A 13,405-nucleotide genomic window follows, 5' to 3' on the forward strand; every position below is an offset into this window, starting at 1 on the left:
AATCAACATGATGCAACAACATTACACAGAATGGTGTACTTTTGCAACATGAACGCAAGGCTTAACATAGTAATACTCATCATGTTTCTTTCTCTCGGAAGCCTGAAATGCTTTGCACAGCAGCAACCACAGTCTGCTGCGCAAAAGAGTGTCTATCTTACTCCCATGTGCGTTTACGAAGGAGATACCATCCCTTATGTCAAGCTCCCCACTGTCTACATCTTCAAGCCGCTTAAATTCAAGAACAAGCGCGACATGAACAAGTACTACAAACTCATTCGTGACGTAAAGAAGGTACTTCCCATCTCCAAGGAGATTAACCGTGCCATCATTGAAACCTACGAATACATGATGACCCTGCCCACCGAGAAAGCCCGCCAGAAACACATGAAAGCAGTAGAGAAAAGCTTGAAGGAGCAATACACTCCCCGCATGAAGAAACTTACCTTTGCCCAAGGCAAACTGTTAATAAAACTGGTAGACCGACAGACCAACTCCACCGGATATGAACTGGTAAAAGCTTTTATGGGCCCTTTCAAAGCCGGTTTCTACCAGACTTTTGCCGCACTCTTCGGCGCCAGTCTAAAGAAGCAATACGACCCTATGGGAGACGATGCATTGACCGAACGGGTGATATTGATGGTAGAAAGCGGACAATTATAAACTGATGTTTATTCCCGCCTTGCGTGCCTGCGAATGTTGAAATTGGCGTTTCACATTATATGTCTTTCCGTCTTTGACGAACTTAGAACCGGTCTGCTTGAACCAGAAGTCCACTTTATTTTCCACACAAATTCTGCGAAGGTCCATCACCCATTCAAAATCACAAGGGCGGGCTTCGTAACCGGATTCTCCCCCTGCAACTATCTGTTCAATCCATTCGCCAACAGCATAAGTACTTAAATCTATCCTTTCCAGCAGCGGTTCACAGATTATTATCTTATGCTTTATAGGAGCCCTCTTATAAATGGGCAAGCGATAATCGGCGCAAGCCTGGTTTTCAACCGTACAGCAGATGGTTACATTATCATATCCGTCTCCCCAATCATCGGGCAGACAGTCAGAAAAACGGTCTATACGCTTGGTAATCATCATAAAATGCAGGTCACTGCGACAACGAATCATCTCCCATGCTTCGGCCCGCCATTTGTCAGCATCTTCCACAAAGAAATCGGAAGTAAAGCAGGTGTAGACAAATGTTCCAGGTGGTATCTTGAATTCTCCGTTACGCTTTTTACGCAAAGGCAGGTCAAAGTTTTTTGTCCGCACCACCACCGAACTGTCCACCTCTCGCCGGGCATCACCACGATAAACATAACAATGCTTACAACCTGCACTCAATTTATGGCAACCATGCCATAAGTTCCACATCATCGACTTCGCAACAATACCGTTCATTCAAACAAAAAACTTATCGTTAACACCATGTTGAAAACTATGTTAGCAACACAAATAATTAGTTATTAAACAATTGATATTAAGCTATATATTCAGTTAATAATAGAATGAACAATTGTTTATTACTACCTATTCGGGTTGTACCTCTCCTGCCATCGGAAGCTCTTTCCAACCTTCACCAAATGCATCATAAGCATCGGTAACCACTACAAAAGCCTTTGGGTCTACTTCCCTTATCTTCTGCTTGATACCTACCACTTCCTTGTAACTCACCACAAGAAACAGCATTTCCTTGTCTACATTGGTATAAAGACCACTACTCTTGATGCAAGTGGCTGTACGGTCCAAATCTTTAAGAATATAGTCGTGCAAAGCGGTAAGGCGCATATCACTGATGACAAACAGTATCTTGTCATTCTTCTCCCCATTTATCACATAGGCCAATACCCTCGAAGTGACAAAAATAGCTATCAGTGAATAGAAAGACAAATGCCACGAAGGTTGTGTAGCATCATCCGGATTTCCGATACCGAAACCGATAACCAATAGGCCGAATCCCACCACAATACCATCTACCAGCAGTATCGCCTTTGAAAAACGTATATGGCAATATTTCTGCAATATCATCGCCACAATATCCGTACCTCCTGTAGTAGCCCGGCTACGCACTACAATACCACAGCCTATACCGATAACCACCGCACCAATCACAGAAGTCAGCATCAAATGGTCGGACATATTCAGACTGCCACCCAGCAACTGTGTAGGGTCCAACTGATGGAGCGCTTCTTCAGAAGGATAGGAGAGGAGAGACAGCACATTCATGGCAAGCGGAGTGAATAGTGCCGCCACGATAGTACGTGCTCCCAATTTTGCTCCCAGTACCAGCACGGAAATGATAAGCAAAGGAATATCAAACATATAACCGAAAGTACCTACCTGAATAGAAGGGAACAGATTATGAAGCACAATACTAGCTCCATACACCCCGCCAGGAACAAGATTATAAGGATTGATAAAGTAAACAAAACCTGCTGCCAGAATAGTACAACCTACAAAAATGCCTATCCATGAAGATATTATCTTTTTCATATCGATATGATTTATATATATTCAGCAAATATACAAAAAATAAGAAAAGACACCAACTGTACAGCAAGTTTTCCACATACAACCGATATGTGTTGAATACATGGTTAACAAAAAGGATAAAGTAGGAGATAAAGCATTAATTTACAATGAATAAAGTGGTTGATTTTTATAATCAACCACTGTTCATAAAATCTCTCATCATACCTATATAGAACTAGTTTATTGGATCTATAGATGCAACACGCTGGATCTATAGATGCACCGTGTTCGATCTATAGCTCCAACAAACCCGATATATTGACAGCTTATTAACAGCCCTGTTATTATCTCAGTTTCTTGAATAAATCCCAAATAACAATACCCGCCGTAACCGATACATTCAACGAATGCTTTGTGCCGTATTGAGGAATTTCAATGCAACCGTGCGAATGGTCAATCACTTCTTGTTGAACACCCTTCACTTCATTTCCCATTACCACAGCATACTTTTTAGTCTTGTCCAGCACCAGTTCGTCCAGCATCACACTACCTTCTGCCTGCTCTACAGAATAAACGATGTATCCCTCGGATTTTAGGTTATCAACAGCTTCAACAGAGTTATCAACATATTTCCAATCTACGGTAAATTCCGCTCCCAAAGCTGTTTTGTGCATCTCCGGATGGGGTGGGATAGCTGTAATGCCACAAAGATAAATGCATTCGATGCGGAAAGCATCCGAAGTACGGAAAACGGAACCTATATTATGGAGACTGCGGATATTATCCAATACCACTACCAAAGGCAGTTTTTCGGCTTCCTTAAATTCCTCTACACTAATACGATTCAGTTCAGTTATCTTCAGTTTACGCATGACAATATACTTTTAAATCTCCCTGCAAAGATACTTTTTTCCGTTTATATCCCGGTTAATAACCGTTGAAAAGGTGTCAATACAATAGGGAAACAATTTTAAAAATAATCCTTGCATTATTCAAAGGTCTGCATATTACAGCAGTGAAACGAACAAACCAAAAAAGTTAAGGAGAATTTTCCAGGCTTCATTCAACATATTTTTCAGCCTGGTTTCATCGGTTTATAACTCTAAAGTTATTAACTTTGCATATTATTAACAACATGTTAATGCTGTTTAGCAGAAGTCTTATTATCAACGGATAAACTTAAAAACCCCGGTTTATAAGCATAAGAGTAAAATTCAGCTTGATACTAATAACTTCATAGGCAAGAAAAATCGTATTTATTTGTCCACACTGTTAACAGCCTATCATTACTATCAAAGGATTTTTAAAGAAGAAAGAGAAATTAAAAAATATAATTATGGATAATCTTATAGAAGCTATCAAGCAGCTGAAGAAGGAGAAGAACGCAATCATTCTGGGGCACTACTACCAGAAAGGTGAAATACAAGATATAGCCGATTACGTGGGCGACAGTCTGGCTTTGGCGCAATGGGCGGCCCGAACGGAGGTGGACATCATCGTGATGTGCGGTGTGCACTTCATGGGAGAAACGGCGAAGGTGCTTTGTCCCGACAAGAAGGTACTGGTGCCTGATATGGCGGCAGGCTGTTCGTTGGCAGACAGTTGTCCGGCAGACAAATTCAGTCAGTTTGTCAAAGAGCATCCCGGATATACGGTGATATCCTATGTGAACACAACGGCTGCCGTAAAGGCGGTGACCGATGTGGTGGTAACTTCTACCAATGCAAAGCAGATTGTGGAAAGCTTCCCCAAAGATGAGAAAATAATCTTTGGCCCGGACCGGAACTTGGGTAATTATATCAACTCCATTACCGGAAGAAATATGTTATTATGGGATGGCGCATGCCATGTACACGAGGAATTCTCGGTTGAAAAGATTGTTGAAATAAAACGGCAGCATCCCGATGCGGTGGTACTGGCACATCCCGAATGCAAGAGTACAGTCTTGAAACTGGCTGATGTGGTAGGCTCTACGGCAGCTTTGCTGAAGTACGCAGTGGCACATCCCGAAAAGAGCTACATTGTAGCTACCGAAAGCGGTATCCTGCACGAGATGCAGAAACAATGCCCGCAGACAACATTTATTCCGGCTCCTCCCAACGACAGCACTTGTGCCTGCAATGAATGCAGTTACATGCGGCTGAATACACTGGAAAAGCTTTATGATTGTTTGAAAAACGAATCACCGGAAATAAAGGTGGATGCTGAGATTGCAGAAAAAGCAGTGAAACCGATTAAGAGGATGTTGGAAATATCGGCTCAACTGGGGTTATAATGTGCTGATATGCCAATGTGCCAATGACCTTTCGGCGTGACAGCGCAGCCAATTAGCACATTGGCACATTAGCATATCAGCACATTAAAAACATTATCTCATTAAGAACTTACACAACTTGTTAGTGGCCAATGCCCGGTGACTGATTTTATTCTTCAGTTCATTCCCCATTTCTGCAAAAGTCTGCGTATATCCTTCGGGAATGAATATGGGATCGTAACCGAAGCCTGAAGCGCCTTTTCTGTTTTTCGTGATTTCTCCTTTCACGATGCCTTCAAACAGATGTTCCTTTCCGTCGATGATAAGTACAAATACGGTACGGAATTGCGCTTTCCGGTTCTCGATGCCCTCCATATCTTTCAGCAACTTCTTCATGTTTGCTTCCGAATTGTGTGCATCGCCGGCATAACGGGCGGAATATACACCCGGTGCCCCACCAAGGGCCTCCACTTCCAAACCGGTATCATCGGCAAAACAGTCCAGATGATAGTTATCGAAGATATATCTTGCTTTCAGCAAAGCATTTCCTTCAAGTGTGTCTGCAGTTTCCGGAATGTCAGTATCGCATTTGATATCCTTCATGCTGAGAAGTTCGACCTTCTCTCCCAAAATGGCAGTCACTTCTTCCAGTTTGTGTGAATTGTTGGTGGCAAATACAAATTTCTTTCTCATATTATGTTCTCCTTATACTTGTGGCTTATACAAGTCCCTATTTCACTTTCAACCGGTCGAAACCTTCTCCGTATACACCGATGACGGAACTTTGGGAAATGAAAGCGTTCGGGTCTATATCTTTCACCATCCGGAATATTTCTACCGATTGGCGTTTGTAGGCAAGGACGACCAGTACCTTCACGTTGTGTTTACTGTACCAGCCGATACCGTCGAGTACCGTTACACCGCGATGGGTTTCTTTGGTGATGCGGTCGGCAATCTTTTCATATTCTTTGGAGAAAATAAAGAATTGAACGGATTGCCGGGCACTGTTGACTATGTAATCCAGTACAAATCCGATGACAAACAAAGTTACAAAACCGAATATCACGCGTCGCCAGTCATGGAATACCACATAGCAGGAACTGATGATAATGAAGTCGCAAGCCATAATCATGCGTCCCAGCGTGACATCCTTGTATTTATGGATGATGGCTGCAATGATGTCCGTACCTCCCGTGCTGCCGTTGCAGTTGAACACGATACCCAGTCCGGCACCGCACATTGCCGCACCTATCAGGCAAGCCATGAAGTCTTGTCCTTCGCCCAGCAGTTGGGGAGGGACGCCGTCCGAACCGTTCACCAGCAACTGAAAAAACCATAAGAAGAAAGTGAGTCCGAAGATGGCAAACGTAGTCTTGATACTGAACTTCGGTCCGAGTATCTTGATGGCAAAAGTCATCAGTACGGCATTGATGATGAAGTATGACCACTGGATGGGAAATCCGGTGGCATAATAGATGATGGCACCGATACCGGTAGTACCTCCGGTCGTAATCTGATAGGGAATGAGGAATGCCGCCCATCCCAGTGCATAGCTGATGAGTCCCAGAGTGATGAAGATATAATCCTTCAGCTCTCTCGTCACTTCCGCTTTGGTTGGTTTTGTAATTTGCATATCTGTTATTTGACAACGATGTTCACAATCTTCTTCGGCACTACGATTACTTTGACGATGGACTTGCCTTCCATCCATTTTTCAGAACGTTCGTCGGCCAATACAGCAGTCTGGATGGCATCCGATGCCGCATCTGCCGGGAACTCCATGTTGAACCGTGCTTTTCCGTTGAAGGAAACGGTGTAGTTGACCGTATTTTCCACCAAGTATTCTTCGTTGCATACCGGCCACTTGGCATCGCATACGGAGCCTGCATTGCCCAGTGTCTCCCACAACTCTTCGCATACATGCGGAGCAAAGGGAGCCAGAACGATGATAAACTGGTTCAGGATTTCCTTCTTGCTGCACTTCATTCCGAACAACTCGTTTACACAAATCATAAAGGCACTGATACTTGTGTTGTAAGAGAATTGCTCGATGTCTCCTGTCACTTTCTTAATCAGTTTATGGAGGGATTTCAGTTCTTCCTTGGTGGCAGGTTCATCCGTTACCAGATAATTGTCGTTGCGGTCGTAGAACAGTGACCAGAACTTCTTGATGAAGCGGTGCACACCGTCTATTCCGTTTGTATCCCACGGCTTTGATTGTTCTACCGGGCCGAGGAACATTTCGTACATGCGGAGAGTGTCGGCACCGTATTTGTCGACAATCATGTCGGGATTGACCACGTTGAACATGGATTTGCTCATCTTCTCTACAGCCCATCCGCAGATGTACTTGCCGTCTTCGTTATGTACAAACTGAGCATCTTGGTATTCTGGTCTCCAATTTTTGAAGGATTTTTCGTCTAAAATATCATTTGATACAATATTAACATCAACGTGAATTTCATTACAATTAAGATTAATACCTTGATAAATTAGCCAATTCTGTTCATATTTGATATTATTTTTATCAAATATTTCTTTTAATTCATAAGGTGGTATTCCTTCATTTGATAACATTCTATCTACAATATCTTTTGATATGAAGATATTAGTTGCTATAGGTTCTTTTATAGTCTTATTCCAAGGAGAAAAACGATAGACGAAGTTGCTCCGTCCTTGAATCATACCTTGGTTCACCAGCTTTTGGAACGGTTCTTCGGCTACGGAAATGCCGAGGTCGTACAGGAACTTATTCCAGAAACGGGAGTATATCAAGTGACCGGTGGCATGTTCGGTACCGCCTACGTAAAGGTCTACATTGTGCCAGTATTCATCTACTTTCTTATCTACAAGTGCCTGGTTGTTGTGCGGGTCCATGTAGCGCAGATAATAGGCGCTTGAACCGGCAAATCCGGGCATCGTGTTGAGTTCCAACGGGAAGACGGTGATGTTGTCTATCTTTTCGTTTTCCACAACACATTTGTTCACAGTATCCCAAGCCCATTTTGTGGCATGTCCCAATGGAGGTTCACCGGTTTCGGTAGGCAGGAATTTGGCTACTTCGGGCAGTTCTAAGGGTAGGGCGCTCTCGTCAATCATGTAAGGCATGTTGTCCTTGTAGTAAACCGGGAACGGCTCGCCCCAATAGCGCTGGCGTGAGAAGATGGCATCGCGCAGACGGAAGTTCACCTTTACACGTCCCAAGTTATGCTCTTTCACATATTTCTTGGTAGCGGCAATCGCTTCCTTGATGGTCAGCCCGTTCAGTGAGAGGTCGCAATAGGGAGTAACGCCTTCGCGTGGAGAGTTGCATACAATGCCTTCCTTGGCATCGAAGCTCTCTTCGCTTACATCGCAGCCTTCTACCAACGGACGGATTTCGAGACCGAAGTGCTTGGCAAAAGCATAGTCACGGCTGTCGTGCGCAGGCACAGCCATGATGGCACCCGTACCGTATCCGGCAAGTACATAGTCGCTTATCCAGATGGGAACTGCCTCACCGGTAAAGGGATTGATGGCATAGCTTCCGGAGAATACACCGGTAACGCTACGGTCGGCAATACGTTCGCGTTCAGTACGTTTCTTGGTGCGTTCCAGATAAGCGTTTACTTCATCTTTCTGTGTGTCGGTGGTAAGTTGCTGTACCAGTTCGCTTTCGGGAGCCAATACCATGAAGGTGACGCCGAACATGGTATCTGCACGGGTGGTGAAGATAGTGAATTCCAAATCGCTGTCTTTTACCTTGAATTCTATTTCAGCGCCTTCGCTGCGTCCTATCCAGTTCTTTTGGGTTTCTTTCAGGGATTCGGTCCAGTCGATGGTATCGAGTCCGTCCAGCAAGCGTTGTGCATAGGCAGATACACGGAGACACCATTGACGCATCTTCTTTTGAATGACGGGGAAGCCGCCTCGTTCGCTTACGCCGTCCACCACTTCATCGTTGGCAAGTACGGTTCCCAGCTGAGGGCACCAGTTTACCATCGTCTCGCCCAGATAGGCTATACGGTAGTTCATCAGGATTTCCTGTTGTTCCTTTTCGCTCTTGGCATTCCACTCTGCGGCGGTGAAACTCAGTTCTTCGCTGCAAGCCACGTTTATTCCTTCGGTACCGGTTTGGCTGAATGCTTCAATCAGTTCCTGGATGGGACGTGCCTGCTTTTCATCGTTGCAGTAGTAGCTGTTGAACATCTTTTGGAATGCCCATTGGGTCCAATGGTAATATTCCGGTTCGCAGGTACGGATTTCGCGGTTCCAGTCGAAAGAGAAACCTATCTTATCCAACTGTTCACGGTATCGGTTGATATTGTTGACGGTCGTAATTGCAGGGTGCTGTCCCGTTTGTATGGCATATTGTTCTGCTGGAAGTCCGTAAGCGTCATATCCCATGGGATTCAGTACATTGAAACCTTGCAGTCGTTTGTAGCGGGCGTAAATATCCGAAGCAATATATCCCAGCGGATGACCTACATGCAATCCCGCACCGGAGGGGTAGGGGAACATGTTCAGTACATAGAATTTTTTCTTCGTTTCGTCTTCCGTCACTTGGTAGGTTTTGTTTTCCACCCACCTTTTCTGCCATTTCTTTTCAATTTCCCTGAAATTGTATTCCATAGTGGTACTTATTAATATTTTGTTGAAAACATTGTTTATTCAATGGTTAAAACCGGTTAGTATTCGGTTAATATCGGTGCAAAGTTACGGGTTTATTTTCAGATTTGTAGCGAAGTAACATAAAAAACAATGGCAAAGACTTGATAATTCACTTTTTATTACTTACATTTGTGATGTGCTTTTAAAACTAATTTTTTGTTTGTAATACAAATAATAGCTAAATTAATTCAATAGGATATTTACTAAAAGATTTTTAGGATATAGCGAAGGATGAAGTCTGGGAAGATTTCATCCTTTGTGTTTTTTGTCTGTGTATTCGGCAGATTGTTGTTTATTATTCTGCCGATAAATGAGAGTTCGTTCAATAGGCTTCTAATAAGGGGTTTAAAGATTTACTAAAACTCGAAGGAAGATTTACTAAATCTTTCCTCCCGTTTTAGTAAATCTTCCTTCGAGTTTTAGTAAATCCTCCCTGAACATTATTTATGGTTGGTTTCATTGTATTGAAAAAAGAAAGTACGTATATTTGTGCGACTTGTCGGAAGTGTATGAACGCAATGAAAAATTATACTTATCATCTTGTTGCCGTCCTTACGGTAGGTATTTGGGGGCTGACCTTTATTTCAACGAAAGTATTGATTGGGCACGGTCTTTCTCCGCAGGAAATATTCTTGCTTCGTTTCCTGATAGCTTATATGGGCATTTGGCTTATTTCTCCCCGAAAACTGTTTGCCGACAATTGGAAAGATGAATTTTGGATGTTTTTAGGAGGCATGACAGGCGGTTCATTCTACTTTTTTACAGAAAATACAGCTTTGGAGATTACATTGGCGACGAATGTGTCGTTTATTGTCTGTACGGCTCCGTTACTCACCACCATTCTTTCTTTGTGGGTTTATAAAAAGGAAAAGGCTACCCGTGGATTGATGGCTGGTTCTTTGCTGGCATTGGTTGGTGTGGCATTGGTGGTTTACAACGGTAGCTTTGTATTGAAAATTTCTCCTTTAGGTGATTTCCTTACTTTGCTTGCTGCTTTTTCCTGGGCATTCTATAGCTTGATAATGAGAAAAATGTCCAATTGTTATGGTATAACTTTCATTACCCGTAAGATATTTTTTTATGGAGTATTGACTATTCTTCCTGCATTTCTGATTCATCCCTGGAATTTCGACATTGCCCGTCTTCTCGAGCCGGCTATTCTGTTCAATTTACTTTTCCTGGGTGTATTGGCTTCCTTGATTTGCTTTGTAGTCTGGAATGTAATATTGAAACAATTAGGAACAATAAGAGCTTCCAACTATATTTATCTGAATCCTCTCTTCACGCTGATAGGTTCTGCTTTTCTGTTGGGAGAACGGCTGACGATGGTTGCTCTGATGGGGGCGGTGCTGATATTGGGGGGAGTTTATTGGGCGGGAAAAAGGTGATGAATAGAATAGTCCTTTGAAATTCTTGTAAATCGCAGATTTTTTATAAATGGCAATTGAACATTAGTGTCCCATTAAAATTGGGACGTTATTAAAAATCAAATAAACTTGGTCCATTTGGTCCAAATCGTTCTTTGTCATTTTGCAATTTAGTTTTGTCAAAGAGGTCTCGAAGAGGCGTTTTATCTGTCAACTAGATGCTCAATATTTGAAGAATTTCGTACGTGCTCCTATCCAGTTGCATGTCGTGTTGAACAATTGCGACCAGGCAGTAGGTGCATATAGCAGCGTAGATTTGTATCCGAACGGCATTCTCGGTAGTACCTCAAAACTTTTTGATTTTGAGGTGCTGCTTCAGCCATTTGAAAAACAGTTCCACTTGTCATCGTTTTTTGTAAAGTTCAGCAACTTGAAGGGCAGAAATGTGTGTTGCATTCGTTAAAAAAACAAACTCACGTTTTTGTTCTTCATCCCAATATCTAACCAAGCGAAGAGGTTCGGGATAGTATTGTTTGGGATAAAAGCCCGTCAATCCAATAGTCATATCTGAAAATACGTTTTTAGGTAACCTGTGCTTCCACTTGATAGGCATGTATTGAAGATTTTTCTTGGCTCTGACAACGAAGTAAGCACCTATCTGATGAATCCGATACAACATCTTGAAGTTGTTGTAAGCACGGTCAAAGATATAATAGGAGCCAGATTCATAGGGAATTTCATTCATCGCCTTTGAATCATGCACGGAAGCTTCGATAATGTGAAAGGATGCAGGTATCTGCGTTTCCACATCATATAATGTATGCACTTTGATACCACCCTTCTTCTTACGGAATTTAGCCCACCAGAATACGGAGAGGCATAAATCAATGGTTGTTGAATCAAAGGCGTAAACGTTTCCACCGAGTTTGAAGATGTCGGTAACACGCTTTTGTCTTGCTTCGTTTACCAAGTAGTAAGCATACGCCTCAAAGATGTGATAGTCCCTGTCCCCGTTGGCTCTAGCCAAGGATGATCTTGAAACATTTCTGCCCATCCCCAGATGATAACATTTAGAATGATGAGCATCAAGAGCGACAATCAAATCTCTCAGACTCTCACGATTCGAGAGTTGGCCAAACATCAAAGATAGCAACTGGTTCCAGCAAGTGAAATGCTTTGAGAACTTCGCCGGAAGGAAGACCCCAACAATAGTTAAGAAGTATCTCTTAAGTTGACTTTAAAAGATTGTTTTGAGATTTTATACTATGAAAAGTTGTATATATATAAAAAATGAGAACAGTAGAAATAGAGTATCTATTTTCTGCTGTTCTCATTAGAGTAATAAGCTATTTAGTAAGTTTTGTAATTTATCCTTTTCTTATTTTTATCCACCTTTTATCCTTTTCTGTTCTATAAATTAAGAACAAAAGAGGGGATAAATAAGGAGGAAAAGAAGTTCTACCCAAAAAGTAGTCCGTTCTTATTTCATAATGTGGTTTATTAATTCTTCCGATGAAAGAGGTGTGATACCAAAAATATAGCTTTGACCAGACTGAAATGGTTCAGTCAGTTCAAAGTTCTCATAAGCGATACCACCAGGTATCGGAGATTTACTTGCCCAATAAGTATAACGACCATTCACAACTCCTTCTAACTCATTACTTGGATTGGAACAATACCAATATTGCGTTGCTTTTTTACCAGTATATTTCCAATGTGTATGTGTATCTTCAGCATATACAGCTTTTGTAGGGTCTTTCTCATCAGGTGACGCTATAAACCATACACCTCCATTTTTATCTTTTATCATTTCTGCCACTGGAGTATGGTTATGTTCTGTGAAATTAGAATCTTTATAGCTCGGCCATAATTGGCCGGCTTCTTTCGTTTTACCATCTGCGAGATGTAATGTCCTAAGTCTTGCTTTGTTTCCCATAGTAGCTGTGAGTATAAAACGATTTAGCTCATCTGACTCTTCCGTGGTATACGTAGTTAATTCAAACTCATAAGGCTTTCCTTCTGTGAATTTAGTCCGGACATAGATATCCGCACCATTATCAAAAGTTTCACAAAAGAAATACACAGTAAGTGTTTCAACTCCATTTTCCTTTGCTATTACTCCGTGAGCTGGATAATATTGATTTGGGAATGAGGGAGCTTCAGGAGTATTCCCACTCCAAAAACGTTTTCCACGAACATTATCAAGTTGACTCCATTCCAATTCTGAGAGCCCCCTATTATTTTTTGCTTTATCAATTGGTTCAAAAGCAATGAAATTGGTAACAACAAATTCATCATGTTCTAAATAAGGTGTATAGATACGAATTAGCCCACGTGGACCTCCTAATGGAGCAATTCCTATTCGGATACCATTTGCAAATCCCCAAATGGGTTGTGCTTTTGTATTTTGAGCAGGTTGTAACCATATTCCATTTTTTTCCGGAGTTGCTAAAGTTTCCGGAGCTATTTGTAGGTTAGTCTGTCCATAAAGGTAGTGTATTCTGCATGCAAAGAATAAAAGTGTAAATAGAATCTTGGTTTTCATGATTTTAAAAGTTTAAAATTAATTTTTATGTGTCGTTTATGGTAGTTCATATCGTTTTTAGCATGATTTGGTACTGCAAATATAAAAATGTTATAACGAATTAGCAAGATAATTTGCAGA

General features: G+C 41.9%; 10 protein-coding genes and 2 pseudogenes. 3 read left to right on the top strand and 9 right to left on the bottom strand.

Annotated elements, in window-relative coordinates:
- Positions 1-30: 30 nt before the first annotated feature.
- On the top strand, positions 31-663 hold the full coding sequence (locus CSD97_RS01920) for a DUF4294 domain-containing protein (protein WP_005833968.1): 633 nt from the start codon (positions 31-33) through the stop codon (positions 661-663).
- Here CSD97_RS01920 and CSD97_RS01925 read toward each other — a convergent pair.
- The 3 genes from CSD97_RS01925 to CSD97_RS01935 all read right to left on the bottom strand — a co-directional run bounded on the left by CSD97_RS01925 (position 658) and on the right by CSD97_RS01935 (position 3,341).
- On the bottom strand, positions 658-1,398 hold the full coding sequence (locus CSD97_RS01925) for a DUF5131 family protein (RefSeq protein WP_009037514.1): 741 nt from the start codon (positions 1,396-1,398) through the stop codon (positions 658-660). The two genes, CSD97_RS01920 and CSD97_RS01925, sit on opposite strands and share 6 nt — an antisense overlap.
- Positions 1,399-1,527: 129 nt before the next feature.
- The gene (locus CSD97_RS01930) at positions 1,528-2,490 is read right to left on the bottom strand and encodes a YitT family protein (protein ID WP_005825206.1); all 963 of its coding nucleotides are present in this window, start codon (positions 2,488-2,490) and stop codon (positions 1,528-1,530) included.
- Positions 2,491-2,813: 323 nt separating this feature from the next.
- Positions 2,814-3,341 (bottom strand): RNA methyltransferase, encoded by a 528-nt coding sequence (locus CSD97_RS01935; RefSeq protein WP_009037513.1) that lies wholly within the window; start codon positions 3,339-3,341, stop codon positions 2,814-2,816.
- A 464-nt stretch (positions 3,342-3,805) separates the two neighbouring features.
- Between CSD97_RS01935 and nadA the strand changes: the two genes are divergently transcribed.
- The gene (gene nadA / locus CSD97_RS01940; protein WP_057097360.1) at positions 3,806-4,744 is read left to right on the top strand and encodes a quinolinate synthase NadA; all 939 of its coding nucleotides are present in this window, start codon (positions 3,806-3,808) and stop codon (positions 4,742-4,744) included.
- A 93-nt stretch (positions 4,745-4,837) separates the two neighbouring features.
- On the opposite strand, the gene CSD97_RS01945 is transcribed toward nadA, so the two are convergent.
- From CSD97_RS01945 to CSD97_RS01955, 4 genes and pseudogenes are all read right to left on the bottom strand, one after another.
- Positions 4,838-5,416 carry a non-canonical purine NTP diphosphatase gene (locus CSD97_RS01945; RefSeq protein WP_005833965.1) on the bottom strand — a complete coding sequence of 193 codons (579 nt, stop codon included), beginning with the start codon at positions 5,414-5,416 and terminating at the stop codon, positions 4,838-4,840.
- A 37-nt stretch (positions 5,417-5,453) separates the two neighbouring features.
- On the bottom strand, positions 5,454-6,356 hold the full coding sequence (locus CSD97_RS01950) for a YitT family protein (protein ID WP_005825197.1): 903 nt from the start codon (positions 6,354-6,356) through the stop codon (positions 5,454-5,456).
- Positions 6,357-6,361: 5 nt separating this feature from the next.
- The gene (locus CSD97_RS19225; protein ID WP_334312626.1) at positions 6,362-7,045 is read right to left on the bottom strand and encodes a class I tRNA ligase family protein; all 684 of its coding nucleotides are present in this window, start codon (positions 7,043-7,045) and stop codon (positions 6,362-6,364) included.
- Between the two features lie 24 nt (positions 7,046-7,069).
- A pseudogene (locus tag CSD97_RS01955) lies at positions 7,070-9,334 on the bottom strand (class I tRNA ligase family protein); the annotation flags it as partial.
- 548 nt (positions 9,335-9,882) lie between these two features.
- Here CSD97_RS01955 and CSD97_RS01960 point away from each other — a divergent pair.
- A complete protein-coding gene (locus CSD97_RS01960) occupies positions 9,883-10,761 on the top strand; it encodes a DMT family transporter (RefSeq protein ID WP_055288464.1) in 879 nt (292 codons plus the stop codon).
- 91 nt (positions 10,762-10,852) lie between these two features.
- On the opposite strand, the pseudogene CSD97_RS01965 reads toward CSD97_RS01960, so the two are convergent.
- Positions 10,853-11,926, bottom strand: a pseudogene (locus tag CSD97_RS01965) (IS4 family transposase); the annotation flags it as partial.
- Between the two features lie 294 nt (positions 11,927-12,220).
- Positions 12,221-13,285 (bottom strand): hypothetical protein, encoded by a 1,065-nt coding sequence (locus CSD97_RS01970; RefSeq protein WP_055288463.1) that lies wholly within the window; start codon positions 13,283-13,285, stop codon positions 12,221-12,223.
- Between the last annotated feature and the right edge of the window lie 120 nt (positions 13,286-13,405).

This window comes from Bacteroides sp. AR29, assembly GCF_900217715.1.
Classification (GTDB): Bacteria; Bacteroidota; Bacteroidia; order Bacteroidales; family Bacteroidaceae; genus Bacteroides; species Bacteroides uniformis.

Excerpts from the sequence above, each read along its gene's own strand:
- CSD97_RS01920 (WP_005833968.1), top strand. The coding sequence starts at position 31 with ATGGTGTACTTTTGCAACATGAACGCAAGGCTTAACATAGTAATACTC.
- CSD97_RS01925 (WP_009037514.1), bottom strand. The coding sequence starts at position 1,398 with ATGAACGGTATTGTTGCGAAGTCGATGATGTGGAACTTATGGCATGGT.
- CSD97_RS01930 (WP_005825206.1), bottom strand. The coding sequence starts at position 2,490 with ATGAAAAAGATAATATCTTCATGGATAGGCATTTTTGTAGGTTGTACT.
- CSD97_RS01935 (WP_009037513.1), bottom strand. The coding sequence starts at position 3,341 with ATGCGTAAACTGAAGATAACTGAACTGAATCGTATTAGTGTAGAGGAA.
- nadA (WP_057097360.1), top strand. The coding sequence starts at position 3,806 with ATGGATAATCTTATAGAAGCTATCAAGCAGCTGAAGAAGGAGAAGAAC.
- CSD97_RS01945 (WP_005833965.1), bottom strand. The coding sequence starts at position 5,416 with ATGAGAAAGAAATTTGTATTTGCCACCAACAATTCACACAAACTGGAA.
- CSD97_RS01950 (WP_005825197.1), bottom strand. The coding sequence starts at position 6,356 with ATGCAAATTACAAAACCAACCAAAGCGGAAGTGACGAGAGAGCTGAAG.
- CSD97_RS19225 (WP_334312626.1), bottom strand. The coding sequence starts at position 7,045 with ATGAGCAAATCCATGTTCAACGTGGTCAATCCCGACATGATTGTCGAC.
- CSD97_RS01960 (WP_055288464.1), top strand. The coding sequence starts at position 9,883 with ATGAACGCAATGAAAAATTATACTTATCATCTTGTTGCCGTCCTTACG.
- CSD97_RS01970 (WP_055288463.1), bottom strand. The coding sequence starts at position 13,285 with ATGAAAACCAAGATTCTATTTACACTTTTATTCTTTGCATGCAGAATA.